At 49.5% G+C, this 25,089-nt stretch carries 23 protein-coding genes; 2 read left to right on the forward strand and 21 right to left on the reverse strand.

Going from position 1 to position 25,089, the window contains the following annotated elements; all coding sequences use genetic code 11:
• Nucleotides 1-93: 93 nt before the first annotated feature.
• Together EDC63_RS08375 and EDC63_RS18750 are read right to left on the reverse strand one after the other, a co-directional pair.
• On the reverse strand, nucleotides 94-435 hold the full coding sequence (locus EDC63_RS08375) for a hypothetical protein (protein ID WP_124948147.1): 342 nt from the start codon (nucleotides 433-435) through the stop codon (nucleotides 94-96).
• Between the two features lie 346 nt (nucleotides 436-781).
• Nucleotides 782-1,438: a VPLPA-CTERM sorting domain-containing protein gene (locus tag EDC63_RS18750; protein ID WP_223248476.1), complete on the reverse strand. Its 657-nt coding sequence runs from the start codon at nucleotides 1,436-1,438 to the stop codon at nucleotides 782-784.
• 559 nt (nucleotides 1,439-1,997) lie between these two features.
• Between EDC63_RS18750 and EDC63_RS08385 the strand changes: the two genes are divergently transcribed.
• On the forward strand, nucleotides 1,998-3,137 hold the full coding sequence (locus EDC63_RS08385) for a transferrin-binding protein-like solute binding protein (protein ID WP_124948148.1): 1,140 nt from the start codon (nucleotides 1,998-2,000) through the stop codon (nucleotides 3,135-3,137).
• Nucleotides 3,138-3,273: 136 nt separating this feature from the next.
• Here EDC63_RS08385 and EDC63_RS08390 read toward each other — a convergent pair whose 3' ends face one another.
• The 9 genes from EDC63_RS08390 to mobB are packed head-to-tail and all read right to left on the reverse strand — an operon-like array spanning nucleotide 3,274 to nucleotide 9,154.
• Nucleotides 3,274-3,753 carry a DUF302 domain-containing protein gene (locus EDC63_RS08390; RefSeq protein ID WP_124948149.1) on the reverse strand — a complete coding sequence of 160 codons (480 nt, stop codon included), beginning with the start codon at nucleotides 3,751-3,753 and terminating at the stop codon, nucleotides 3,274-3,276.
• Between the two features lie 52 nt (nucleotides 3,754-3,805).
• Nucleotides 3,806-4,882, reverse strand: coding sequence for a molybdenum ABC transporter ATP-binding protein (gene modC / locus EDC63_RS08395; RefSeq protein ID WP_124948150.1), 1,077 nt, complete (start codon nucleotides 4,880-4,882; stop codon nucleotides 3,806-3,808).
• On the reverse strand, nucleotides 4,879-5,562 hold the full coding sequence (gene modB / locus EDC63_RS08400; protein ID WP_124948151.1) for a molybdate ABC transporter permease subunit: 684 nt from the start codon (nucleotides 5,560-5,562) through the stop codon (nucleotides 4,879-4,881). The genes modC and modB overlap by 4 nt, the downstream gene beginning before the upstream one ends.
• Complete coding sequence (gene modA, locus EDC63_RS08405) at nucleotides 5,562-6,323, reverse strand: molybdate ABC transporter substrate-binding protein (protein ID WP_223248477.1); 762 nt, start codon at nucleotides 6,321-6,323, stop codon at nucleotides 5,562-5,564. The genes modB and modA overlap by 1 nt, the downstream gene beginning before the upstream one ends.
• Nucleotides 6,320-6,694, reverse strand: a complete 375-nt coding sequence (locus tag EDC63_RS08410; RefSeq protein ID WP_124948152.1) for a winged helix-turn-helix domain-containing protein — start codon at nucleotides 6,692-6,694, stop codon at nucleotides 6,320-6,322. Before EDC63_RS08410 ends, modA begins: the two co-directional genes overlap by 4 nt.
• The gene (moaE, locus tag EDC63_RS08415) at nucleotides 6,695-7,162 is read right to left on the reverse strand and encodes a molybdopterin synthase catalytic subunit MoaE (RefSeq protein WP_124948153.1); all 468 of its coding nucleotides are present in this window, start codon (nucleotides 7,160-7,162) and stop codon (nucleotides 6,695-6,697) included.
• 5 nt (nucleotides 7,163-7,167) lie between these two features.
• Nucleotides 7,168-7,422 carry a molybdopterin converting factor subunit 1 gene (gene moaD / locus EDC63_RS08420; protein ID WP_124948154.1) on the reverse strand — a complete coding sequence of 85 codons (255 nt, stop codon included), beginning with the start codon at nucleotides 7,420-7,422 and terminating at the stop codon, nucleotides 7,168-7,170.
• The gene (locus EDC63_RS08425) at nucleotides 7,422-8,663 is read right to left on the reverse strand and encodes a molybdopterin molybdotransferase MoeA (protein ID WP_262982243.1); all 1,242 of its coding nucleotides are present in this window, start codon (nucleotides 8,661-8,663) and stop codon (nucleotides 7,422-7,424) included. The genes moaD and EDC63_RS08425 overlap by 1 nt, the downstream gene beginning before the upstream one ends.
• A complete protein-coding gene (mobB, locus tag EDC63_RS08430; RefSeq protein ID WP_124948155.1) occupies nucleotides 8,660-9,154 on the reverse strand; it encodes a molybdopterin-guanine dinucleotide biosynthesis protein B in 495 nt (164 codons plus the stop codon). Before mobB ends, EDC63_RS08425 begins: the two co-directional genes overlap by 4 nt.
• A 349-nt stretch (nucleotides 9,155-9,503) precedes the next feature.
• Here mobB and moaA point away from each other — a divergent pair, with 349 nt between their 5' ends.
• On the forward strand, nucleotides 9,504-10,493 hold the full coding sequence (gene moaA / locus EDC63_RS08435) for a GTP 3',8-cyclase MoaA (RefSeq protein WP_189836568.1): 990 nt from the start codon (nucleotides 9,504-9,506) through the stop codon (nucleotides 10,491-10,493).
• A 9-nt stretch (nucleotides 10,494-10,502) separates the two neighbouring features.
• On the opposite strand, the gene EDC63_RS08440 is transcribed toward moaA, so the two are convergent.
• The 10 genes from EDC63_RS08440 to EDC63_RS08490 all read right to left on the reverse strand — a co-directional run bounded on the left by EDC63_RS08440 (nucleotide 10,503) and on the right by EDC63_RS08490 (nucleotide 24,993).
• A complete protein-coding gene (locus EDC63_RS08440; protein ID WP_124948156.1) occupies nucleotides 10,503-11,528 on the reverse strand; it encodes a glucokinase in 1,026 nt (341 codons plus the stop codon).
• A 66-nt stretch (nucleotides 11,529-11,594) separates the two neighbouring features.
• Nucleotides 11,595-13,010 carry a DUF6519 domain-containing protein gene (locus EDC63_RS08445; RefSeq protein WP_124948157.1) on the reverse strand — a complete coding sequence of 472 codons (1,416 nt, stop codon included), beginning with the start codon at nucleotides 13,008-13,010 and terminating at the stop codon, nucleotides 11,595-11,597.
• A gap of 10 nt (nucleotides 13,011-13,020) precedes the next feature.
• Nucleotides 13,021-15,069 (reverse strand): hypothetical protein, encoded by a 2,049-nt coding sequence (locus tag EDC63_RS08450; protein WP_223248478.1) that lies wholly within the window; start codon nucleotides 15,067-15,069, stop codon nucleotides 13,021-13,023.
• Nucleotides 15,070-15,347: 278 nt separating this feature from the next.
• Nucleotides 15,348-18,848, reverse strand: a complete 3,501-nt coding sequence (locus EDC63_RS08455) for a putative baseplate assembly protein (protein ID WP_124948159.1) — start codon at nucleotides 18,846-18,848, stop codon at nucleotides 15,348-15,350.
• Between the two features lie 119 nt (nucleotides 18,849-18,967).
• Nucleotides 18,968-21,625 (reverse strand): putative baseplate assembly protein, encoded by a 2,658-nt coding sequence (locus tag EDC63_RS08460; RefSeq protein WP_223272280.1) that lies wholly within the window; start codon nucleotides 21,623-21,625, stop codon nucleotides 18,968-18,970.
• The gene (locus EDC63_RS08465) at nucleotides 21,622-21,981 is read right to left on the reverse strand and encodes a GPW/gp25 family protein (RefSeq protein ID WP_124948160.1); all 360 of its coding nucleotides are present in this window, start codon (nucleotides 21,979-21,981) and stop codon (nucleotides 21,622-21,624) included. Before EDC63_RS08465 ends, EDC63_RS08460 begins: the two co-directional genes overlap by 4 nt.
• Before the next feature lie 376 nt (nucleotides 21,982-22,357).
• Nucleotides 22,358-22,903, reverse strand: coding sequence for a phage baseplate assembly protein V (locus EDC63_RS08475; protein WP_124948162.1), 546 nt, complete (start codon nucleotides 22,901-22,903; stop codon nucleotides 22,358-22,360).
• Nucleotides 22,900-24,024 carry a hypothetical protein gene (locus tag EDC63_RS08480; RefSeq protein ID WP_124948163.1) on the reverse strand — a complete coding sequence of 375 codons (1,125 nt, stop codon included), beginning with the start codon at nucleotides 24,022-24,024 and terminating at the stop codon, nucleotides 22,900-22,902. The genes EDC63_RS08475 and EDC63_RS08480 overlap by 4 nt, the downstream gene beginning before the upstream one ends.
• Entirely contained in the window at nucleotides 24,017-24,340 is a 324-nt protein-coding gene (locus EDC63_RS08485) for a LysM domain-containing protein (protein WP_124948164.1), read from the reverse strand. Before EDC63_RS08485 ends, EDC63_RS08480 begins: the two co-directional genes overlap by 8 nt.
• Nucleotides 24,337-24,993, reverse strand: coding sequence for a hypothetical protein (locus tag EDC63_RS08490; RefSeq protein WP_124948165.1), 657 nt, complete (start codon nucleotides 24,991-24,993; stop codon nucleotides 24,337-24,339). The genes EDC63_RS08485 and EDC63_RS08490 overlap by 4 nt, the downstream gene beginning before the upstream one ends.
• Nucleotides 24,994-25,089: the final 96 nt, after the last annotated feature.

The raw sequence follows: 25,089 nt of genomic DNA on the forward strand, positions 1-25,089 counted from the left end.
GATCTTCAATTAAAAAAGGCATCTTAAAGATGCCTTTTTTATGCTTTGCTGAGCCATATTATGCCAAATTAACTCACGTACACCTCTGCAGTTTCATGCACAAAAGCTACTCATAGCCTGTACAACAGCAGAACTTAATCCCTCATTAAAAGCAGGATGCTGCTTCAACCAGTCCACCACATCATGGGTCAGATTGTTAATATCTTTGCTTTGCAGACATTTCACTACCGCATCGTGATTAGCAATGTGATGACCATAAGTTACATAAGTAAAACCGTCCATCACACCTGCCACATACAATTTTTGAGCATCTTGCTGCATCTGAAGAAAGGAGTTTGCTGCAACACTGGTCAGTGGACGCGCTTGAGAAGTGTTAGCAGAAGCAACATTTGCTACGAATAACAAACCAATAGCTATAAACAGTAATTTCTGCATAATAAACATCCCTTAATCAATGAGCGTTATGCTGTTATCGGCAACTACAGAAAATTCTGTAGCTGATAACCCACCTTTAATTTAGAAAACTAAAACTATGCCAATTAAGAAATGTGTAATGTCGTGATACCAGAAAGGATTGGGACCAATGGAGAGTATAGGAGCAAAATAAATTGAATTCCAATTACCCTTTTTTAATAAATTATATAAGCGTCTGCTATAACTGGTTTTCACCTTCCCCGAAATCAAAAAAACCGGACAATTATCCTTTTCATTTTATCCAACAAAAAAGGATAATTGCCCCGGTTAAGATCAAGCACAAAACTTCTGGAATACAACTATTAAACTAAGAAGATTTTCTGGCAAACCCTGCCATCCCCAACAATCCAGATCCAAGCAGCCAAACTGCTGCTGGCACAGGTACTGCGCTTACCGTATCTGTATCTTGAGCAAAGGTCCAGTTACCAGCAATACCAGATGCGAAATTAACATTTAACTTATGATAAATATCGCCTACTGGTGCTGCGCCGCCAATGCCAACCGCGTTAGCATAAGAATAAGTATAGCCGCTAGTAACAGACCAAAAGTCTCCACCAAATGACGAGTTTGAAGTACCCACCAAACCACCAAAATCAGTATCAAAAACTGTAGAACCGTTTGTGCCATCCAACTCCAGTTTTGTCAATTTTGAACCTGTCGTATTGGTGAACGACCATTCATTGACATAAGTATCTCCAGTTACTGAAAGACCCCATGATGTACCAGCTACGCCTCCTGACGTACCTCCATAGCTACTCCATGCTTGCAACTGATCTATACCATTTTCAAAATAAGCATGCACGGTCATACCAGTCATATCCGCACCAGTAGTAACAAAAGTAGTTAAGCCTGCAACTTGATCAACTATCGCTGCATTAGCTGACGTCGATCCTAGCAACACGATTGCCATTACTAGATATTTCATTTTTGGCAGACAGCATCTCTTAATTTGAGCATCTATCATCACATTCAACTCCTCTTAATAATTATTTTACTTTTCATCATGTCCGTACATTTTTATTAATTATATACGCCTTTCCGCAATCAGAATTAAAAGCAAAAATCATACCAAGCATTCAACTTGTACACTTAATATTCATAATAACAATCACATATAATTTGTATTAGGCATAGATCATTTAACAATTAATTTCAAAAGTTAAAATATTCGACAAATTTCATTATTTGTTCAACATGGGTCAATGAAAACCCATTAGAAGTAAATGCATATTTTTGATAAATTTTAATCATAAACTTATTGCTTAAATCAATTACCTTTATGATTTGTTATAATAAAATGATAATGTTAACAAACTGAAATTTTATTTTTAAATGGAATATTAGCTTTATTGAAGATCAAACAAATTGTCGAAAAATTTTACAAAATAAAAGAAATTGAAATCCTGTTATTTCAATTTCAACAAGTTACAAATTGGCACATTTTTTGCTTAATGAACAATATAGTGAATCATTGTCTATAATTAGAATAAGATATTTTAAACATATTTATTAAGAGGCTCACCATGAAAAACCGGCTTACAACTATGGCGCTTGGCATCGCAATTTCTTTTATTGCAAATGTCTCATCGGCGGCTAACAAGAATGATTGGGAACTCCATGAGAAGAACTGGGAAGACACTGTTTCTTATAGTGAAATTCATATAGCTGATGATTCGGCAGGAGAATGGGGTCCTTGGTCAGAATTTGCCCAACCGGCAGCTGGTTCAGTCGTTGGATTTCTGCCTCAAACCATTACAGACCCATACACCCCCACCCCTACTCCAATTAATCCTGATCAGCCAAAGCTTGTGGCATTTGGCATTTACAGCAATGGAAGTCAATATTCAGAATCACAAGACAGTAGTATTACACCGTTCTACCCCGGAACAATCGGTGTAAACTCAAGCTTTGGACCGCTAGTAAATAATGAGGGGCAATGGAATGTAAGTTGGCATATTGACCCGGACACAGGTAAACCGGTACCTAATTTCCCTGACTCAGGGCCTCTGAGTGGAACTTATTTCACTGGCGTCCCTACACCCGGCACGCCTTATCAAGGTTCCGCATATACCAATACAAAAAGTGCATGGATAGAAGTATCTCCAAAGCTATCTGAATATGTATCCGTTGCCAAACTTGGCAAAAACGAATATACACCGGCAACAGGTTACTTTGTAGGTAAAGATGAGTTAGGCAATCCTTATGTGCTCAGCAAAACTGAAGTTACCGCTGACTCCACACAACCTACCGTTTGCAGAGGCAAATGTACTTGGGTAATGGAGACGCCAGCAAAATCCAGCCAAACGCTCGGATATTATATAACGGGTTATTCAACACCCGTTTCCACGATCGATACTTTACGTACCGCTAACTTGACTGCTAATTATGCTGGCAGTTCAGTTCTTGGTTCCAATGTGAATGTTGCAGTGAACTTTGGAAGCAGTTCATGGAGTGGACAATGGACTGGAGGTAGTGGAATTGCGTTTAATGCCAGCGGCTCAATTTCTGGTGCCAGTATTCAAGGTGCATCTACTACTGCAGGTGTAACGGGAACCGTTAATGGCTCATTTTTTGGACCGGCTGCAAATGCGCTAGCCGGTAGAACCGACATGACTCAAGGAGCGCGCCAAACAGCTGATTTGTTTGTTACTACAAAACAATAGCCATCAAACGGTTTGGCCAACAAAATAAAGCTTTACTGATTAACATGACTGTATACCCCAGCCTCTCAAAAATGGTGGGGGTACTCCTCCAAATTAATCAAAAATAGCTAAATGAAAATTCTACTGCCCCTTCATTTTACTTCAACGCTTCACTCACAATACCTTTCAAAAGCTGATCCACAGCTTTCAGTGCTTTTTTAGATTGGGGAGACCCAACAATTTCAGGCTTGCGGTACGCAATGTAAACTTTCTCAGGCTCTTTAGGCAACACGTAAATGGTGATAATAAAGGGACAAAAAACAATATTTTTGGGATCTGCTTCCATCATATTTCTGGATATAGTCGCACTACAGAACTCCAGTGCTTCCGCTTTGAGATAAATAGGTTCACCTATGCCCAAGTCCTTTCCTGTTCTTTCCAGCATTTCACCCACGTGGGAAGTGTTATTGATTACCAGGCCAAGGCCGTTAATCGCAAATACCACATTGTCTTTCACATCTTCAAAAGTACCCTTAGTAGAATAGAGGGCCATGTGAGCATCCGCAGCGTGTGCGTTCTGGATCAAAAACACAGAAGCAATAAAAAAACCTGTTCTAAATAGACGCAATAAATTCATTTTTCACCTGAAATTTTAATATTTAAAAAATTGTTACAAAATCTATCTGGATTTATGAGAGTAAAGCCACGCTTTTAACTTGTGCAAAAATTTTCTGGCCGGGGCTTAATCCCAACAATATTAAAGATTTTCTGGTTATTCTTGCAAGCAACAGATCTTTTCCAACTGTTAACTTTATCAACACTTTTGACGAATTATCGTCAGAAATTTCTATAATACACGCTTCAAATACATTCAAGATACTCGTTTGTTGTGGTTTAACCATCGTCAAACTGACATCTTTTGCCAAAATTTGAACTCGTACGGAGTCCCCTGTTTTTTTAGTCAGTCTAGATACGCTGATAGTTCCTCCTGAAAATTCAACATTGGTCAAATTATAGGTCTCATCGTGCCCCACAACCGTGGTATTAATAGATGCGCAAGCTTCATCAAGATGCGATAAAGGAAGATCCAATCGAGTCATGACTTCCGTGGTTTTACCTGAGGCTATAAGTTTTCCACTTTTCAATAACAGCATGAAATCCGCTAACCTAGCCACTTCCTCCAGTGAATGGCTGACATAAAGCACCGGTATGGAAAGTGTTTGATGCAATTTTTCCAGATAGGGCAAAATTTCCGCCTTTGCTACACTATCCAGCGAAGCCAGAGGTTCGTCCATAATCAATAACTGGGGGCTGGTTAATAACGCTCTGGCAATGGAAACACGCTGTTTTTCACCACCCGATAGTTTTTCAGGTGTACGTTTAAGCAAATGTTCCAGCCCTAACCATTCCACAACATTTTTGTAAATAACCCTTCGCTGCCCAGGCAAGATTCTTTTCCAGCCATATTCGAGGTTCCGTTGCACATTCAAATGAGGAAACAATCGCGCATCCTGAAATACATATCCCAGTGAACGTTGATAAATAGGCAGAAACAGCTTATTTGATTCATCCTGCCAGCATTCCCCGTTAACCACCACCAAACCGTCTTTTGCTCTCTCCAATCCTGCAAGGCAACGTAACAGGGTGGTTTTACCTGAGCCTGATTGACCAAATAGTGCTGTTACGCCTTTACCAGGGATTTCAAAATCAGTTTCCAGACAGAATTCACTGCGTGACAAAGTGAACCGTGCGCGTATTGAACTCATGTACGCGCTAACCGGTAATGTTTATTTACTGCATACACTGCCAGCAATACCACAAACGCAAATACCAGTAATATGCCCGCAAGCAAATGGGCTTGTGGGTATTCAATGGCTTCGACGTGATCAAAAATAGCAATGGAGATCACTTTGGTTTTATTGGGTATGTTGCCGCCTATCATCAGCACCACACCAAACTCACCCACTGTATGAGCAAATCCGAGGGTGATTGCAGTTAAAAATCCGGGTCTGGTCAATGGCAGGACAACCGAAAAAAATCGATCAATCGGCCCAGCACGGAGACTGGCTGCAGCTTCGAGCACACCATTTCCAAGGCTATCAAATGCGCTTTGGAGTGGTTGCACTACAAAAGGCAGGGAATAAATAGCCGAGCCAATCACCAGACCCGTGAAGCTGAATACCAGTGGCGTACCACCCACATTCTGCCAAAAAGCCCCAATGGGCCCATTGGGGCCTAACGCGATCAACAGGTAAAACCCGAGTACGGTTGGCGGCAGAATAAGAGGTAAAGCAACAACAGCTTCGATGACCACTTTGAAACGGCAATTTGTGCGGGCCAGCCACCATGCCAATGGTGTTCCCACAATCAGCAGCAGAATCGTCGTCACTGATGCAAGACGGAGCGTCAGCCATAACGGACCCAAATCAGCTGATTCAATGAACATTACTTATAGCCGAAACTTTCAATGACTGCCTGCGCCGGCTTTCCCTTTAAAAAACCTAGAAAAGCAATTGCAGCATCATTATTTCGCCCTCGATCAAGCAACACTGCTTGTTGGGTAATAGGCTGGTAAAATGTATCAGGGACCAACCAATATGAACCTGGATATTTTGACTCAGCTGATTTAACCTGAGCCAGAGAAACAAATCCTAACTCCGCATTCCCCGTCACCACAAACTGAAAAGCCTGACCGATATCTTCACCTTGCACCAGACGTGGCTGTATCTTTTCCCAAAGACCCATTTTTTCCAGTACTTGCCGCGCTGCAGTGCCGTAGGGGGCTGTCTTAGGGTTACCTATTGCTAAGTGACGGTACGTATCCTGGCTTAAGACTCTCCCCTCTTTATCCACTTTATCGGGCTGCACACTCCATAGGACCAATCGGCCGGTTGCATAGGTAAAACGGCTACCTGCAACAGCCAGATTTTCTGCCTCCATACGTTGAGGTCTTTCGCTATCTGCAGCGAGCATGACATCGAAAGGCGCACCCAATTTAATCTGGGCATACAGTTTTCCTGTAGAACCTGAACTGATCAGTACTTTGTGCCCACTTTCCGCCTCGAATATTTTAGTCAGCTTTTCAAGCGTTGTTGCGAAATTAGCTGCCACAGCCACATTCACTTCCCCTGCCTGTGCGGAAGCAAAAAAAACCGATAGTGCAAATCCTGCAAAAAACTTTCTCAAGCCTTGCTTTATGTATATCAATTACCACTCCCTGAATCAGGTATTTGTTCTGTCATTAGTAATGAAAGTTCAGACAATTCTTTTGCTACGCATTTTGTCGCTTTTGCTTCCATTTCGAGATAGCTTCGTATGATACGTTTACCCAATTCCGTTACCTTTGCACCTCCGCCTTTTTTGCCGCCCGTAGCTGCATCAACCAACGGTTCTCTAAAACAATGATTCATCGCATCTACCAGTAACCAGGCTCGACGATAAGACATACCCATCTCCCTTGCAGCAGCTGAAATGGAACCGGTGTGTTCAATAGCGTGTAGCAGACTGATTTTACCTGGCCCGATAGAAATGGCATCTCCAAACAAAATGCGTATAGTCGGTTTAAGTATTTTACTCATTTATTTTGATTCAATTTTCGTTTCCCAGCGTTGCGCTGCTTTGTCATCGCTTTCACGGGAATCCACCCAGCGTGAACCTGAAGTTGTCTGTTCTTTTTTCCAGAATGGTGCCTGAGTTTTTAAATAATCCATGATGAACTCACAGGCGGCAAAGGCTTCTCCTCTGTGCGAACTGGTTACGGCAACCAGCACAATCTGATCAGTTGGGACAAGTTTACCTACCCGATGTATCACTAACGCATCATAGATATCCCAGCGGTTTTTAGCCTCTGCGACTATCCCTTCAAGGGATTTTTGTGTCATAGCAGGATAGTGTTCCAGAATCATTTCGGACACTTCCGCATTTTCGTTCAGGTCGCGCACCAATCCGACAAAACTGGCAATCGCGCCTATTTTCGGGTTGCCGGCGCGCAATTGAGCGAGTTCAGCACCCACGTCAAAGTCTTCTGTTTGTACCCGGATACGCATGCTGCTTACCCTCCGGTGACAGGCGGAAAGAAAGCGATTTCATCACCATCACGAATGATAGTGCCTGGCCCTACCATTTCCTGATTCACTGCAACGCGATAAGGTTTTCCAGATGCCAACCCTACTTCCCAAACTTCTCCACGCTGACGTAATAGCTCAGTTAAGGTTTGAACGTTAATGACCTGCGCTGGCAATTCCAGCTCTTCTTCTGCCAAGCCGAATGTCTCGCGTAATCTGGCGAAATATAATAACTTAAGCATTAGTAGAGCATCTCCGAAAATGAAATAAACTTGACCCTATCCCCACGCGCGACTGTTTTACCTGATGGGATATCCAGCACGCCATCCGCCCAGACTGTTGAGGTAAGCACACCCGAGCCCTGATGAGGATAAATAGTGGCGGTGGTTTCACCATCTTCAGCCTGTGATAGCTGAGCCCGTAGAAATTCGCGACGCCTATCTGGCTTAGGCCATTCAAAATCCGCACGTACCATACAGCTTCTGGGCATGACATTTTTCACACCCTGGCAACTCAGGATAAATGGCCGCACAAACAGGCAAAATGTGACTAATGCAGAAACAGGATTGCCAGGCAACCCAATAAAGGAAGCCTTATTGACGTTTCCGTATGCAAGTGGCTTACCCGGTTTCATGGCAATACGCCACATTTCAAGTTTACCCAAGCGCTCCACCGCTGCTTTGACGTAATCTTCTTCTCCAACCGACACGCCACCACTGGTCACTACCAGATCGGCATTTTGGCTGGCTTGCTGCAAGACTTCTACCGTGGCCTCCAAATTATCCGGAACAATGCCTAAATCTGTTACCTCGCATCCCAGTGCCTGCAAAAGCCCGGTAAGACTAAAGCGATTGGAATTATATATTTGGCCGGGTGCCAGTGATTCACCTGGCATGACGATCTCGTCTCCGGTAAAGAACATGGCCACTCGCAATTTTCGAAATACTGGCAATTTGGCAATACCAACAGAAGCCGCCAACCCCATTTCCTGTGGGCGGATGCGCGTACCAGGGGCCAATATTTCTGCACCCGTTGCAATATCTTCCCCTGCGCGCCGTATGTTCTGACCCGCGACTGGCTTTACGTTAATCGTGACTGTATCCCCTTCAGCAGTGCACTCTTCCTGCATCACTACGGCATCTGCACCAAGCGGAATGGGCGCGCCGGTAAAAATGCGCGCTGCTGTGCCTGCTTTTAAGGTTTCGCCTACCGTGCCAGCTGGAATACGTTGAGAAATTGGGAGGGATTTTCCACCATCCATTACTAAATCAGTACAGGCAATGGCATAACCATCCATGGCGCTATTATCCAGCGGGGGAACATGTAAACTGGAAATTTGTGCCTGCGCCAGCACACGCCCCAAAGTTGCTCTGGTTTCAAGGTGCTCAATTTCGGTAACAGGGCGCGCTTGCGCCAGCAAATAGCTTAATGCCTCGTCCATACTTAACATGGCAGGTCTTTTAGTAGGGATACTCTCGCTCATTTCAATTCCAAATAATTCAAAATAAAATCGGCCACAATGTGTGGTTGGTTTATATCTAATATGGGCAAATCAGTAACGACTTCACTATCAGTAGCAATCGCTACAATGTGTGAATCTTCAGGGTAAAGTAGCGGCTTATTGTTCTCTGCACGATATATTTCCAGTTTTGGTATCGGTTCTTTTTTAAAACCTTCTACCAGAACCAGGTCGCATTTTGAAAAATGGGTAAGCAGTTCATCCAAAGAAGGTTCAGCTTCATCTCTCAATTCATGCATCAACGCCCAACGGTTCCCAGATGCAACAAGCACCTCGGCACACCCTGCTTTTCTGTGTCGGTAGGAATCTTTACCAGGCTGATCAATATCAAAATCATGATGAGCATGCTTGATGAGCGAAACACGCAACCCTTTTGAAAGCAATACGGGAATCAATTGCTCAATCAAGGTCGTCTTGCCGCTGCCGGAAAAACCGGCAAATCCAAATATTTTCATTTTTCTGCTTCCATTAAATAAGCAGAGAGCAATCTATTGGCTATTCCAAACATGCTCGTTAAAAAATTAAACTCATCACTCATAGAGATATCATTTTAAGAAGAAATAAAAAAATGAACTGCACCTTTCAATGTATTGCCAGAAAACAATTTCCGCTACTACCCCTCTGGTCTACCTACTTAGAGATATAGGCAATTCTGATCTGATCAACTAGACTTCAAACACAACGAAAGCCGCATCACCATTTACTAATATTTGGAACGAATCATAATTAGTGTTATATTCTGACGTATATAACGCTTAATTTCCAGTCAAACAAGCAAAAGGCCAGTATGTTGGTGTTAACCACATGACTATTAACAACAAAGATCTGATAGACCGCTTTGGAAGACGCATTGAATACCTGCGTTTATCAGTGACGGATCGTTGTGATCTGCGCTGCACTTATTGCATGCCGGAAGGTTTTACTGACTTTGAAGAACCTGAACATTGGCTGACTTTTGACGAAATTGAGAGACTGGTATCTATATTTGCCAAACTCGGTTTGAAACGTCTCCGTCTTACAGGTGGCGAACCCCTGCTTCGACGTAATCTGACAGAACTGACTAGCCGTTTGAGCTCCCTGCCTGGCATTGAAGATCTCTCTCTGAGTACCAACGCTACACAACTAAATAAACATGCTGTCGCCCTGAAGGAATCCGGAGTAACCCGCCTTAATATCAGCCTGGATTCTTTGCGCCCCGAACGAGTTGAACAAATCAGCGGACGTCCGGTACTGGATAAAGTGATCAAAGGGATAATGGCGGGCAAGGATGCAGGATTTTCGCCCATCAAGATCAACATGGTGGCAATGAAAGGCACTAACGACGATGAAATAGACGACATGGTGGCGTTTTGCATCGAGCATGGTTTTACCCTGCGCATGATCGAAGCCATGCCGATGGGTGATACAGGACGTAACACGCAGTTTCTGGATTTGCAGCCCATTAAACAGCGCTTGCAAGAACGCTTTGGTTTGATTGACGGGGTATTCCCCGGCGGCGGGCCAGCACGCTACCTGAAATCTCCTGATGGAAAATTCAGCATTGGATTCATTACGCCCATTTCCCAACACTTCTGTGAAACTTGCAACCGGGTGAGACTATCAGTCGATGGCACGCTATATATGTGCCTGGGTCAGGAAGAAAAATTTGATTTCCGGACATTACTGCGTGGTGGAGCAAGTGATCAGGAAATTACAGAAGCCATTCTTACTGCGATTAATTTAAAACCGGAAAAACATGAATTCCGTGAACAACCTCAGAAACTGGTGCGTTTCATGTCCATGACGGGCGGCTAAATCCGAGCGTTATAAACGACTCGCCACCAAAGCGGCACCCAGCAATCCCACTTTTTCATTCACAATCACATTCACTGGTATATTGGAAAGCATTTGCTTATAGCGTCCTTTATCCAGAAATGTCTGCATAAAACCGCCTGACTTTATCCTGTCAATAATCTTTGGCGCAATACCGCCCGCTACGTAGACGCCGCCTTTCGTCAACAGTGTCAACGCCAAATTTCCGGCCTGAGCACCATAAATCTTCACAAACAGATCCAAAGCTTCAGATGCCAGCGGGTCCTTTCCTGAGAGTGCAAACGCAGCAATCGCAGCGGCTGCATCACCTGCTTGCATGGCCTGTTTCAACTCAAGTGGTGGCTGGCTCACATTGTTTTGAAGTAAAAATTCATAAATAGCCACCAAACCCGAGCCTGACAAAATACGCTCATAGGAAACATGTCCGAAAATATTGCGCAAATAGCGTAACAAGGTGGACTCAAGTTCATCAGCTGGCGCAAAATCCACGTGACCGCCTTCTGAAGGAAAAACCTGATAGTGATCACCGCACAAGGTTAAAAAACACACTCCCAAACCTGTGCCTGCCCCAAGTACAACACGCGGCCCTTGGGCTTCCAGATGTCCTTGTTGAAGCGTTACAAAATCATGCACATCCAATGCTTCAATGCCATAACCAACCGCTTCAAAGTCATTGATCAACTTTACATTAGTAAACTCACAGGCTTTAGCGATCTCATCCGCATCCAGAGACCAGGTTAGATTGGTTAATTTGGCAAAGCGACCATTGATCGGGCCAGCCACACCAAAACAAGCTGAGTCAATTTTTCGTTGGGGATTTTCTACTGAAGAAAGAGCTTGCATTAGCTCCTGCACCATGGGAACAATACTAGAATAAGCTGCACTACTAAACCGTTGCTCATGCACCACACGAACCTGATTACCTGTGACTTCCGCCACCAAAAGTAACGTTTTAGTACCGCCGATATCACCGGCCAGAATTAATTTACCAGCTTGATTAGAGTGTTGTACTGTCATGCTTACGATTATGCCACAGCAATTCCTCTATATGAAAGATTACATACTTGTAAATCCTTCTTGCATTTAAGAAGAGGGAATACACTGAAGCGAATTAATTTCGCAGCGGCAATCCCGCCCTGGCTGGCCTTCGCCAAGTTCCAGAAACAGTGGCGCGTAGTAATGCCGCGGCCCATGTGGTTCAATGGCTACCGGCAAGCTATTTGCACCTGGTTCTTTCGGCCACTCGACATCACCAGTGGCAACGCGAGCAGGTATGAGCCAGTAGTCTCCTGTGCGGTATTCCCCTCCTTCTTTACTAAACCAGATCTGTACCCCATCTTCCAGATTAATCCAGCCAATACCGAGTCCTGCGTTGCTGTTATCCTGATCGTTGATCTCCAACGCACCACCCAAATCCGGGTCGCCTTGATGATCCCAGCGGCGGAGCAACGGGTGGCTGGTTAAGCTGTCTGTCTCGACATAGGTCGGCCCGTGTGACACAGCCCATTTAAGGGTAACGGTAAGCGTATCCCGATCGACAGACTCCACTTGAGCAAGGGGTCCCGACTGACCACCCATGACCACATTATCGTCAATGGCTTCTACCCAGTCTCCCTGTTTGAGCCCAAGGCAGTTATCCCGGCCCAGGTTTTCAAGAGTTGCTGTGGTATCGGAGAGCGTAAGAATCGGGAATGTCACTGAGCCATTTTCTCGCGACCATTTGAATGTCGCTGAGGTGGCAGGGTTATCGGTAGCAAAACCTCCACGATGCACTTCTACGCGATAAAGCTGATTTTCGGCACCGCGGTAGCGTGATTCGGGAGATATCACGCACAAATCTGTAACGGGTTTTTCCTGGAGGGCGCGTGCCCTAAGCTTTGGAAGTTGGCGTGAGAGCAGTGTATCCAGTGATTGGCAATCGAAGGCCTGATCGAAGTTTTCGGGCCGCAGCAGGGCTTTTACCTGCCACACAACCTGAGCACGTGTGCACGTGTCTGGCCCACCCAAGGCTACTTCACGAATATGGTCGTCCTCGACGTAGGTAATGTGTCTTTCCCACACATCAAGGTAAGCGAGCAAAGCTTTGTTCTTGAGATTTTCTAATTTGATCTCTTCAGGAAAGTACAGGTAGCCTGTTTGCTCTGTGTAAAGAATGGCCTGGAGGTTCTCTACCAACACACCCTGCACGTAATATCGGCCCGTGCCGATTGCTGCATCCCCTTCTTCCACCTTTTTTCTCAGGGCTTCGCGCCGGACAGGATCCGGTTCCATGGCATCTATTTTAGCAATATTGTCTTTGGTAATGAGGTCGAAGCCCATGGCATTTGCCGGCCCGGCATAGGGCCCCAGAATGTCTTTTGCCAGCGTGTGAAGATAGTGCAGCAGTATAGAAGTCTGCTCGTTCCAGTCAGCATCTACCTGGACTCTGCCCTGTTGCATGAGCACACGACTGAAGTGCTTGGCAGCATCAAAGGTATCGCGCGTGAAATCGCCTTTCATCATATTTCTCCTAATTTACAAACAGAATGCCGGCTTCCATTCCCGCCGGTGTGTATTCCTCAAGTCGCACACGAAGATTTGCCTCTCGTTGCGGCTGATAAAGATCGTGAAACGCGCCCATCTCCGATTCATCATCGGCACCACGTTTGATTTCAGTGGCACAGTCGCAAGCCAACTGACAATAAGCCGGAGTGCCGTATCGCGTGCTGGTGAATCGCGGTCGCACGCGGGTGCGCGTCAGTTGCCGGGCATCTGCTATCATCGCGTCTGTGAGCGGTGGGTCGGTAACTTGACGTGGCGCAGTGAGCAGCATTTCCTCGGCGGCCTGTTCAGCAGTTTCAGACTGACATCGATGTCGGCGCGGCGTGCGGGAACCTTGGGTAACGTAGCAATAGCGTATGCAGCCGAGCTGACGCCGCCCGACCATCAGGTGGCTCATGAAAATGGTATTCTCAGCCAATAGGATCGCATGGGTGTTCACCTCGCCGATCACTGTGCTGCGTAAAATACTTATCTGTGCAAACGCGAGTGGCAGATTGGCGGCTCCGATTGCTGTGCGGCTTTCGCTTGTGGCATCGACGATACTGTCGGAGATAGCAATTTCCACCGGGTCGGTTTGCGCTTCATCAGCTACCACTTCGATAGAACCGATGATGCTGTGCTCGATGGTGATCTTCGCGCCAGTGTAAAGTAGCTCCAGACTGGGTTCATTGGGTCTGCGTGGTTCGCAGTCGCACTCGATACCCCAGCCGGGGACAAGCGTCACATGGCGTAAAGTGACGTCGCATAAATCACCTTCAGCAAAACGTTCCGGCTCATTGCGGTCGGGACCCACAACCTGCATTCCCCGGCCCGTTACCAAAATTCCATCCAGTGTGAAACGGCTTGCTCGCTTGCCGGAAACCGTAAAGGCGTCAGGATGCTCAGTCATGTAATCAAGCAGACGAATTACTGGCCGTGTGCGATTAGCAGCGCGTAGTTGAAGGCTTTCCCCGGCTTCGAGTTCAATCGCAATCGGCTCGCTGTACGCACCGCTGTCCTGGATCTCGATCACCGCGGCACGCAGTCGTTCTTTGTCTTCAAGCCATTTTTCCAATTCCGTCGGGTCACCGGGTTCAGGCCCCAGATCCTGTTGGTCCTGACGCCATTTCTTGAATGCAGCGTTGATAGTCGCGAATGTGCCAGCCTCTGGTTTGTCCTTGGTCACTGAATAGAGGCTGAATGCCACCGGCCGTGAAAGCGGCCGGTCGTACTCACCCCCACCCATATTGGCGCTAAAAGCATAATGATAGGTCACCCACACGCCGCGCTTGGGCAACTGACCAGTAGGAAAGGCAATGCGACCGCGCACGGGATCAACTGCAATTTGCCCACGATGTGCTCGGTAGCGCCAATCGGAAAGATCAGCAGGAATTACATATTGGGCTGGCACCGGTTGTGGCGCGTTCTTGGTCGGCCAATCCGGTGCATAGATGACGAGACTTTCGCTCTCGCCATAGAATATACCCGATACCTGAGTCTTGAGCGGACGCAGGCTGATACGTTGCTCTAAACTGCGCCGCCGGATCGGTATAGGCAGGTTGATTTCATCTGCAATATGCTTGGGCTCGGTTTCCGGCTCTGCTTTCGTATAAAGCGGCGTATCATGGCCCAATACGCTGAAAGTGAAACATTGCGGCCCCGCAGTTTCCAGACAATATGCGGGTGCGTGCGTGACAGAATAAACTTTCAGCCGCCAGATGAAAACACCCACGCTGGGAATATTGTAACGACCAAGACTGCGATGGGAGATTGTCCGGCGCACGTCCACAGAGTGCGCGAGTGGATCAAACGGCCCATCCACCAGGTCAAGCTTGAGCCCGTTGCGCAAGTTGACTGTACGTGCCTGGCTAAGCCGCTGGTGGTTGAGATGCTGCTGCCAACCAAGCAATGCATAGAACCCCACCGCGCGCGCCGGCCAACCGGCAACATCGTTCGCCAACACCTCCAATAGTGAGAGCGTGCCTTTTCGCCGACGAAAACCTAATGTATTGGCCACTTCGCGCCGTGGTATCAGCATGTGATTGCGACTGCGTCCTTGCGGCGAATCTGCTTCTACGGAGGAATCGCCGGCTTCGTGAACCGGGCGATAGCCAATAAGGTCGCCTATGTAAGGAACAACCCAGTCTTCACACGTTTCAATAAACCAGTTCTCATACAGTTGTGCAATATCGTCCTCGACAACATTGACTTGTTCATTGATGACCCTGAGCAGTGCGCGCAGCGGGTAATTTCGTTCAGCATCACGCATGCGATGCACGACGGGTAGCAGTTCATAGAGGCGGTCGAGAGAGAGGCTCATTGCTTGATCTCCTGCAAAATCAGCGTGTCGGGCACTTCGGGTGAGAGATAAGCAACTTGCGCCGGCAGCAGCACCCCCTGGTCGAACCGGGCGACCTCGATGAAGATACGGTCTTTCAGCGTGAGTCCGCTTGCCGTAGGGATAGTGAAACCTGCAAGAATAGTTGCTTCTGAAATGGTGTCAAATACGTCCACATCCACATAAACGACACCAGGCACTGCCTGGATAGTTTTGATTGCATCGGCCAGTAACAGGTCCTGCCCGAGATCAACATTATTGAAACTGAAGGCATCGATTAACGCGCCGCGCACCTTGGGCTCCAGCGTCTCCCATTGATAGTCAGGATGGACGCGTATATTTGCGCTGATCACCAGCGCCAGCCGCTCCCGTACTGCAAGCGTGATGGGCAGATATTGATCGCCAAAGCGATGCAGGGCGTCGAACAGGTTACGATAGAGGTCCGAGGTTTCATCGATGGGAATATCGTCCACCCCGGCAATGGTGACGTGCACACGCTCCTGCCGGCCATTGGTAAGGCGTGCGGACGTGGCTTTACCAACACCGCCGAATGTGCGGGAAAAGTCGGCATAGTCTGGTGTTGATACCAGACGGTCGAGCGCCATGAGCGCGAGGGGAATATTTTTGCGTGCCTGATCACGCGGTTCTTTGTCTGCACCGCCGGATGAACGGATGGGGTTGTTCACCTCGATTACGCCCAGGGGTCGCGTATTGAGCAACGCGATCTGTCCAGCCTTAACGTTGCCGGGCTTACCGATACCATTTCGGAAAACAGCTTTGATAGACTCTTGTCCCGAAGGCAACCTCGAACCATGTACACCATTGCCAAACACGACGGTGGTCTTTCCCGCGTCGTCGGTGCTGGTGATGAAATTACGGTCATTTGGGCCGATGGCGGCAAGGCTATCCACTTCGTGCCACTCCACATCATTTACACGCACCTGAAGCGTGCTAGCAATACCGGAGGTGGTAGCTGCAGAGGTGTAAGTCAAAGGCGATTGCTTCAACGTGAACTGCTGCAACGAAAGTGTCGCATCACCTGCACCCAGTGTTTCCTGACGGGTCTCTCCGTGCGTGGCTTTAGCCACATTCCCATATATGCGCACCGTGTCGCGCTTGTAGCAATAGGCAATCTGTGCAGACAACTGGATAAACGTATGCGTCGTGTCGCCAGGCCTGGGGATAGAAATATCTCCATCAAAACTACGAGATTGGCTCACATCCTGCCGCACTGCGGACAGCATGACCCTCTCCACGGCCTGCACGCCAGGCACTACTTCGCCGTTAGCATCCAGAATGTCACTGCGTTCACCTGCAATAATAAGCCAGCGCCCTGCATCCAACCCATCGTAGAGTCCATCCAGCTCGATCTCCACTCCGCAGATGGGGTCGCTGATGGGTTCGTCAGCCAATGCCAATCCTTCACTCAGCACATGGACAGCAGTGGCGCGGAACACCGAGAGCAGCACATCGTTGGCAGTAAGCCAGTTATCCTGCAACGTCAGTAAAGTGGACTTGCCCGTCAGACCATAATCTGCCTTCGCAATGGTCTGGACCTGGATAACACGTGTAACTAGCGAAGTGTTTTGGTCTGCTCGCTCGATCAGCACCCAACTACCCGGTATGATCTGTTCGTAGGCAGTATCCAGCGGGACAACGTTAAGTGGCGGCGGCTGCAGCGAAGCGGCGTTGACGGTTACAACATCACTGTCCAATCGTCGGCTGGTGATCCAGTCGATGGAAAGTCGATCTGTGTCCGTGTCTTCCTGGATGCGTTGATCGCGTTGCATGTCAAACTTGTTATTTCCAACAGTCAATGCAAGCTGGTCTGTGCTAAGCTCGATAGCCGTATTATGCGTTGTAAGGGCCGTAAATTCGACAGACATGCTAATGAAAACAGTATTCCCCAGGTCTACAAACTTGGCGCTAACTACAACCTCTGTGAATTGGGCCCATTGAATGGTTTGCTTAAAATCATTCCCCTTAAGCTGTAATAACCATGTATAACGCTCGGAACCACGTTGGCCGGACACATGCAAGGTATTCGACACCCTTATGAACTGAATGCTGGTAGCCACTGAACCGTCAAGGGGCCATTCTTCCTGCCCAATCACGCGACCGTCTTCATCCACTATGGCTTTCAATGGAGCATTGTAGCCAAAAGGTGCCACTTTGAGACGCAGCGCATAGACTTCGCTAGGATCGACAGGGGCAACAGCGACGTTGTTCCAGGCAGCATATAGCGTTGACGCGGCCGACGGTACTAGACTGGCAATCAAGCGCGGCAGGGTATCGCTGCTGGGAGCGAAGGATCGACTCACGTTGCGCGCCAGGTTCGTAGCGTTTGGAGGCGGTAATGAGGGCGCTTTGCCTAGATCTACAAGCATGCTCCCTAACTGCGTGCCGGGTAAAACGATATTTCCTAGAGTATCAGATGTGCCCGTACTTGCTGCTGAAGGCACTGCCATTGCCTTGGCTCTGGCGAATGGTACGACTTTACTCTCTAGTTCCATTATGAAAGCGCTAATCCAAGGTTCAAGCCGGTTATACCCTCCCTCCTTCGCAATTTTCTGTTGCTCGCGTAGCCGAGGCAGAAAATTTTTATGCATTTCCGCCAGTAACTGCTGCCCGGAACTCCCTGCTTTTATCGCATCAATCATTTCGCTCATCAGCGCCTGCACATAGCGCGCCATCTCGCTATCGGCCGTCACTTTGAACTTTTCAAGGTTTGAAAACTCAGTGGCGATATTTTTCGTACGTGCCAGAATCTGGCCCGATTCCAACGCGAATATTTGAGTCGGCATGAGCGGTACAATCGAAACGCGGGTGCGATCCTTGCCGGTGATCGGATTCGCCGCAGGCATCGGATTCACCTCAAGCACGCGGAATGGCGCGATCGCTGCGGCGACAGCATCCATTACCAGCAAGAGTCGGTCATTTGGTTTGAGCCCGGTAGCGATACCAGCCAGGTAGACGTCATTCAGGCTTTGGGTGTCCTTTCCCAAGAAAAGCTGCGGACGTTCCAACCGTGGCTTCAGCACGTTCCACTCCCACCGTGCAAGAATCGGTTCGATGGTCTCGAATGCTTGCATCTGCTCGTCGGCACCAACAGGAATGCTGTTGGCGCGCGCGCCTTTGGGAATCGTCACTGGGTCCGAATCCCTTGCCATGGAATAGGCAAGATAAACGCTGGATGCGACACCCGGCCGCAATGCGTAGCCAACAAGCCGCGCAAGTTCCAGTACTGAACGCCTCTCAGTGGCGGTACGCAGATAGCCTTCATTGGCGATACGCTCCTGGTAAAAAGTCAGCACATCGCCTACCATGGACCAGGCATCCAGCAGTGCTATGGATGCGTCGTTTTTCTCGCGGGTTTTAAGCGCCGCCAGTTCGGAATATTCCTGACCGGAAAGGCGGGCCTGCATGGTTTCGAAAAATGACCCATGGGTACCCACGCGATAGCGTAATTTGCTTAACATGGGCCGGTTGTATGTGGACAACGGCGTCAATATATGCGGGCCTTCACAGCAATCACAGGGCTGTGGCCCGGTACAGCCCTGATTGGTTAAGCAGCTTTGATTTGTCGCATGGCTATGGCTCATAGTCCACCTCTGAGGATCAGTTCCAGTTTCCCGTTTTCGGGGAAGCTGGGGTCGTTATCAAGCTGGGCAATTTCCATTACAGCCATGGGCAGCACACCACTGGTTGGAACACAGGTATTGCCCCCGCTGATAGGGACGATGCAGGATGTGCTAGCATCGAGCCGCGCCAGCCTCAGGAGGCGTACGGCATCCACGCCGTCCACACCTTTGACCGCTGCAATCAGGCGCGAAACGTAGATACCTTCGCCAAAACTGAGATTGTCTGGATTGAAGAAACCCAGCTTGCCATCGGCGAGTTGTCCCCGGCCTAATACCTTCAGCAATTCAGCTTTAACTGTGGCGCGTTCAAAGTGCGGCAACACGCAGATTTCCATTTTCATGTCGATAGGCACATAACGTGCCGGTACCACTGCCAGATCGTGACCCATACGGCGATAGGTGTACAGATAATCTTCAACTTCCTTCAGCAATGCCGCGTCCGCGATTTCAGTATAGAGCGGATCAATTGCCACATGCGCTTCGTACCAGCTCCCCATCCAGCGTAGTTCAGCTGCAGCCCGCTGCAGCTTCGGATTGTTCTGCGCCAGTTCGGAGTAGTCTTCGGCAGTGATAGCACGTTCGCGCCGGGCGCGGAATGCCTGCGGTGCAAACAGTTTCACCTCAGCCATAGGTTCCGGCGCGGCACCGCCTTTGGCAGGCAGCGGATTACGTGGTTCTATACTGTCCGCGCTGAGCGACCCTTCGCGTAAAACGAGATAGGTCAGCGTGTCACGACCTACGTTTCCTGTCGTACCATTGCCAACGCGGTAGCATGCCTGAAAATAGGTGCCGGCCGAAGGAATACGCCCCAGGTTTCCGTCACCGAAGCGCAGATGCGAGCGTCCGTCGTCATCCACCTCGGCGACAAAGTGACGCTGGTCGCCAATACTGTCCAGGAGGTCATATTGCGCTTGCCACTTCTCACCGTCAGCTGTCGCACCAGCGTATTCCTGTAACGAAACGTAGGGCAATGCCAGACGCTGATCCTGAACGATGCTCGCGGACGCAGATCCAGTATCGGCAAGGGGTTGACCGAAAGTAAGTGGCGTCTGTGACAATGTGGGACGAAAAGGTTCTGGCGTGATGCTGCTCTCAAGCACACTGCCGTCGCACGCACACTCGCCGATGGTCTCTTTAGGTGGAACGGGGCCGATCGGCTCGCACACGCGCCGGCCGTGGTCAACGAGCACAACATTGCCGTGAGCCACACTGATGTCGTCGATGCGAGTGCAGTCCGGTGCGGGCATCCGTGCCGAGAGACAAAGCGAAAACGGCAGCGCATCCTCCGGGTCCCATTCTATTTCCAGTACGAGACGGCCAAGCAGGCCATCCAGCGATGGCGTGACTTTAGTCAGGCGCACCGCGTGGCGATGAGCAAAGTCTGCATCCGCTGGATTACGAGTCGTTGGCCCGAGGATTTCTTCGAAGATCAACACGTCGCCGACATGCAGGTCCAATATACGTACCGGCTGGGGCAACACAGCCACCTGGCTGAGAACACCCTCTGGATTAGCACCACCGCCTGCATCGCTAACGGGGTCAGGGGGCAAGACTTGATCCAGCAATGTCGCCTGTGTCGCGCCTTTAGCCAGACAGCACTGCAGGTCACCCCAGGTGTAAAAATGCATGTTGCAATGGGCCGCGCGAAATTGATATTTGGTTGCGGGGTCGGTTACCAATGGCTCGAACACTTCATACCAATTGGTTGGCACACCTTCCAGATCAACTGCTTTGACCACCCTGCCGCTGGCAGCCTTGATGCCTGGGAAGCTGGTAATAAAGTAGAGATTACTCGCGGCGATAGGGTCCAGATCAGTCTTGGTGCACACGGTGACCCAGGTACGCGCATTATTCCCCTCATGCATGCGGTAATCCACCAGCCGCGCGTGGCGCCGCACGGATATACGGCGGCGAGCAGTTTCGAGGTAGGCTTCCGTCGCTACTGCATCCTGGTAATAGCTTAGATAGTCGCCTGCATAGGCTAGCAGTTCAACCAGCGTCACACCGAGATCTGGAACGTGGCGCTCCTGCCAGTCGGGCATAATCAGTGCCAGCCGGTCGTAGATCAGCTGGCGAAAGCTTGCATAATCTTTGGCGAGATAATTAATTTCCGGCGTGGGGAAAACTTCAGGTGGGCACGTTTGCTCCTGCTTGCAGTCCAGATCGTTTGAGCAATCCACCTTGAAACTGAAACATACGCAGGCATAACGCGGATCAAGACCAGGCAATGGCTGGTACTGCGGTTCCCCAGCTGCGGCTGAATTTGCCAAGGCCTTCACTTCGACACTCGTGGATATCTTTTTCACCAGGCACAAGCGATAAATAGAGAAATCGCCTAATTTGTCGAGCGTAATCCGCAAGCAGTCATCCAGTTCAGGATCGTCGGCGCGTTCGATTTCCACCTTGATCGCTTTAATATCCAGAATTCGCCGACCGCCTTCAATGCAGATATTGTCAACGGTCACATTTTCGGGCACATGACCGAAAAAATGCACGCACAGCGAGCGCTGGTCCTCGGAGACTTCAACAAAATCCATGCCATTCCAATCCGGGTTGCCAAATAGTTTCTTGCGCCGCTCGGCGATACGACAAGCCAATGTGGGAGAGTCCATCATGCAATACCTCGTTCAAAAGTATCGGTGCGCGTTTCCCCTGTTTTGCGCAGGGCGTAGGTGAGATCCACCTTCAGGCGAGAATCCTCGCTTGACACCTCCAGCCCCCGCACTTCGACGACATCACCCAGCCAGCGGTCAAGCGCTGCCTGCAAGGTAAACTGCAACGCTGCCGCCAATTCCGGACTGTTTGGCGCAAACACCATTTGCATCAAGCCGCTGCCAAAATCGGGGCGATTCACGCGCTCGCCGGCGCTGGTAAATAGAAGCTCTTCGATCATGTCACGCACGTGATCGCTATCGTCCGTGGAAGCGGTGCGGCCACGGCTGTCGAATTGATATGGAAAATCAATTTGCATGTTTACCCTCCTAAATTGCAAAAACACGTGGCTGCACAGCACTCACCACGGGTGGCCCCTGCGGGATCTGCTCGGCACTCTGGCACACGCCTGCTCCTGGCCCCGGCGAAACCTGCAGCAGGACCGGCTGGCCCATGACCGCAACACGCGAGGATAAGTTGACCCATTTGACAGTGATACAAGGCTGTGGCTTGGTGCCCACACCCACAGGAATCTGGAATGGGCAACCGGGCCCGACGTTAATAATATTGGTTGCAATCGCCACCGGCTGCCCGCTTACGAGAACCCGCGGTTGCACAGGCGCAGTCATGCATGGGATGCCATGCGTGCACTGCATGCCAAAGTTGCTATGAAGGATTAAGCCAGGCATCGCGGGTTACATCGCCGGGGCCGGTCCGGAGACCGTAAGCGCGCCGCCGTTCACGTCCACTAACGTTGCGCCGTTGACCCTGACCGTGGCGCCGAAAATGGTAACGCCGGTTTTGTCGAGCCGGATGTAGGAGGTTCCTGTAGACAACAAAATACCTCCAGCAGGCAGCAGCGGCGGCAACGGAGAGTCGCTGATCATCACCATCTGCTGTCCCATTGACTGTATGATCACAGGCGGACTAACCGGATTACCCAACTGGGCGAGTACGGGAATGTCCGCGGCGGAAGTCGCGCGGCAGCCATTCCAGATCGGATAATTCAAGTCACCCTGCTCGAACTGCACCCACACCCCTGCGCCGATGGCCGGAACGATGTATGTACCTGAAGGCGCGCCAACAGGTCCTGCCAGTGTTACAACGGGTTCTGCCCAGGTGGAAGGAAGAAGCTTGAGAACATCCGGAACGCTGACGATCAGGCGGCCACGGCGCTCAGGGTCGATATTCACTAGTACCGTACCGCGATATAATCCAAAATATTTCTCACATTCACTCATGTCACTACCCTTGGTGTGTTAGAAATCAATCCGTCCCGTGCAAGCGTGAAGCTTTGCTTGTATTCGCCTCGCTTGATGTTGCTTGTAACCGTTTCCACGTAATAAAGCCCATCATAGGCAAGACCTGCACCGCGAACGCCTACCAGCAGCCGAGCGCGGAGCACGTGGCCATAGCGCAACACATCCAGCGTTCCATTAGCGCTGATGGCATCGGCATTGTTTATTACAAAACCGAGAATATCCCGCGCTGCCTTATCAGGAGAAAGGCCGGCGCCGCGGCACGCAAAATCAATCTTTGAAGGCGGTGTTGGACGCAGCCCGAGCGGCGGTTTGAATATATTCACGTTTGGCACCGGAATGGGGATGGAAACCCTGCCGGTTATCGGATCAAGTATCATAAATACACGCACCTTTTTCGCGAGTCCATCGAGCGAAAAACTCAAGGATTCGACATTTGTGTGAGCGTCCATATTGACGTTCAGCGCAGGTTGCGGAATGGGAATGCGGATGTCCGGGCCGAAGTAGGCAATGCTCTGCCCCGGCAACGGACCTGGCTCCACATAAAAAACGTAACCACACCGTTGGGCCAACATCTTGACGTAGGAAAGGTCCGTTCCTACCTGCGTCTGGTGCCGAGATGTCGGTATCTCCACCGTGGGAATGAATGGTGGTATTGCCAGGGGCACGATACCAAAGAGCGCGTAAGGCGCAAGCGTCGCATATACCTGGGCAATATCCGGCATGGCCGGATAAGGTTTGGTGAGTTCCACCACATCCATCAGCACGCTGAGGTCCTCACCGGTGACTGTGAACGTTGACTGCCCTGGCTCATTACTGGACTGCAGTTCCTGACGCGTAACAATGCCATCCATGAGAACATTGGGCATACCCCCCAACGTAACGATAATAATCACGCGGGTAATCATCGGATCAAAATAGCCTGCGGGCAACATTGTGGTAATCAAGGCTGACTTTTTGCTCACCGCAAACGTGAGCTGAAACCCGCTGCGGTCCTTGCCACTGGTCACCTGTACGCTGGTTACCGCGTCCACGACCGATTGCGGCGCCGGTATCGGTACTGCGGGCCCGATCATGAGCGTGAGGTGAATACCTTTAAGCATTGGGGGTTCCCGGTATACCTTCGGGCAGCGTAATGCGCAACGAGCTACCCGTGCGCTCGGTTAGCTCGTCCGGGTGCAGCGCTCGGTTGGCGTCGCATATGCGCCAAAATTGTTCCGGATCGTCGAGATATTGCGCGGTGATATTGTCCAGCCGCTCACCCTGGAGAACCGTATGCTCCAGCAACAGGGCAAAACGCTCTGGCGCCGGCACAAAGCGGCGCTGGAGATAAACAATCTTGACGTCGTTTTCGATCTCAAGCGTAGACGTTTCAATATTATAATAGCGGCTGGTCATCGGAAACTGAAAGTTGCTCATGGGACCCCCGTTAACCCTAATGTGGAAAGTGCACCGCCCGGCCCAAGTCGCGCCAGCAGCTCCTTGTTTTTCAAATAAGTCATGAAAAGATTCCCGCCTTTATGGCTAAATCCCAGATCGTTCACCGACAGCACACGCATGCCCAGGCTGACCTTGGCGCGGATCGGATTCAGTGCAACATCGAATGCCTCCTCTGTAATGCTGAAGTCAGTCAGCCGCACGGGCAGAATGCGTGTCTTGCTCCAGATAAAGAGCGTAAGCGGCGATTCGGCCGGGGAAATTTCCAGCGTTCCTGCCTGTGCCAGGCTGTTGGTGGATTCGAGTTGGCCACTGGTGGGATAGACAATGGTCTCCAGCGCAGCAAGCTGAGGGAAAATACCCAGTTGAGTCGTGGTGCGATTTTCATCCGGAAACTCAAGCTGATCGGTTGCATCGATTTCTGCATCCAGCTTGATGGTTTCGTTCGGTGGACCCTTCAAGCGCAGCGCTTCCAGCCTGTCGCCTTCGCCGCCTACGGCCTGCATCTGGAGCGTGCGCGTGAGCGTGTCCGGGTTGTATTGCAGGGCAATAATGCGCAACACGGCCGCCGTAGTGGGATCAAGCAAGATAATGCCGCCTTTGATGATGCGTGGCGTGTTAGGAAAAGTGCTCATTGTTTACGTACCATCCTCAATGATCCTTGAAACCACCGTTGAACGCTCAACAAAAAAATTTCACCAAATAATTCAAAACTTCTATTTCATACTTCA

Source organism: Sulfurirhabdus autotrophica, assembly GCF_004346685.1.
GTDB lineage: Bacteria > Pseudomonadota > Gammaproteobacteria > Burkholderiales > SMCO01 > Sulfurirhabdus > Sulfurirhabdus autotrophica.

What these genes read in the sequence shown, in the direction of transcription:
- EDC63_RS08425 (WP_262982243.1), bottom strand. Translation starts at nt 8,663, where the DNA reads ATGAGCGAGAGTATCCCTACTAAAAGACCTGCCATGTTAAGTATGGAC.
- EDC63_RS08450 (WP_223248478.1), bottom strand. Translation starts at nt 15,069, where the DNA reads ATGCTGATACCACGGCGCGAAGTGGCCAATACATTAGGTTTTCGTCGG.
- EDC63_RS08445 (WP_124948157.1), bottom strand. Translation starts at nt 13,010, where the DNA reads ATGAAAGGCGATTTCACGCGCGATACCTTTGATGCTGCCAAGCACTTC.
- EDC63_RS08490 (WP_124948165.1), bottom strand. Translation starts at nt 24,993, where the DNA reads ATGAGCACTTTTCCTAACACGCCACGCATCATCAAAGGCGGCATTATC.
- modB (WP_124948151.1), bottom strand. Translation starts at nt 5,562, where the DNA reads ATGTTCATTGAATCAGCTGATTTGGGTCCGTTATGGCTGACGCTCCGT.
- EDC63_RS08455 (WP_124948159.1), bottom strand. Translation starts at nt 18,848, where the DNA reads ATGTTAAGCAAATTACGCTATCGCGTGGGTACCCATGGGTCATTTTTC.
- EDC63_RS08390 (WP_124948149.1), bottom strand. Translation starts at nt 3,753, where the DNA reads ATGAATTTATTGCGTCTATTTAGAACAGGTTTTTTTATTGCTTCTGTG.
- modC (WP_124948150.1), bottom strand. Translation starts at nt 4,882, where the DNA reads ATGAGTTCAATACGCGCACGGTTCACTTTGTCACGCAGTGAATTCTGT.
- EDC63_RS08475 (WP_124948162.1), bottom strand. Translation starts at nt 22,903, where the DNA reads ATGAGTGAATGTGAGAAATATTTTGGATTATATCGCGGTACGGTACTA.
- EDC63_RS08460 (WP_223272280.1), bottom strand. Translation starts at nt 21,625, where the DNA reads ATGATGGACTCTCCCACATTGGCTTGTCGTATCGCCGAGCGGCGCAAG.
- moaA (WP_189836568.1), top strand. Translation starts at nt 9,504, where the DNA reads ATGACTATTAACAACAAAGATCTGATAGACCGCTTTGGAAGACGCATT.
- EDC63_RS08465 (WP_124948160.1), bottom strand. Translation starts at nt 21,981, where the DNA reads ATGCAAATTGATTTTCCATATCAATTCGACAGCCGTGGCCGCACCGCT.
- EDC63_RS08385 (WP_124948148.1), top strand. Translation starts at nt 1,998, where the DNA reads ATGAAAAACCGGCTTACAACTATGGCGCTTGGCATCGCAATTTCTTTT.
- moaE (WP_124948153.1), bottom strand. Translation starts at nt 7,162, where the DNA reads ATGCGTATCCGGGTACAAACAGAAGACTTTGACGTGGGTGCTGAACTC.
- EDC63_RS08440 (WP_124948156.1), bottom strand. Translation starts at nt 11,528, where the DNA reads ATGACAGTACAACACTCTAATCAAGCTGGTAAATTAATTCTGGCCGGT.
- mobB (WP_124948155.1), bottom strand. Translation starts at nt 9,154, where the DNA reads ATGAAAATATTTGGATTTGCCGGTTTTTCCGGCAGCGGCAAGACGACC.
- EDC63_RS08410 (WP_124948152.1), bottom strand. Translation starts at nt 6,694, where the DNA reads ATGAGTAAAATACTTAAACCGACTATACGCATTTTGTTTGGAGATGCC.
- EDC63_RS08485 (WP_124948164.1), bottom strand. Translation starts at nt 24,340, where the DNA reads ATGAGCAACTTTCAGTTTCCGATGACCAGCCGCTATTATAATATTGAA.
- EDC63_RS08375 (WP_124948147.1), bottom strand. Translation starts at nt 435, where the DNA reads ATGCAGAAATTACTGTTTATAGCTATTGGTTTGTTATTCGTAGCAAAT.
- EDC63_RS08480 (WP_124948163.1), bottom strand. Translation starts at nt 24,024, where the DNA reads ATGCTTAAAGGTATTCACCTCACGCTCATGATCGGGCCCGCAGTACCG.
- moaD (WP_124948154.1), bottom strand. Translation starts at nt 7,422, where the DNA reads ATGCTTAAGTTATTATATTTCGCCAGATTACGCGAGACATTCGGCTTG.
- EDC63_RS18750 (WP_223248476.1), bottom strand. Translation starts at nt 1,438, where the DNA reads ATGATAGATGCTCAAATTAAGAGATGCTGTCTGCCAAAAATGAAATAT.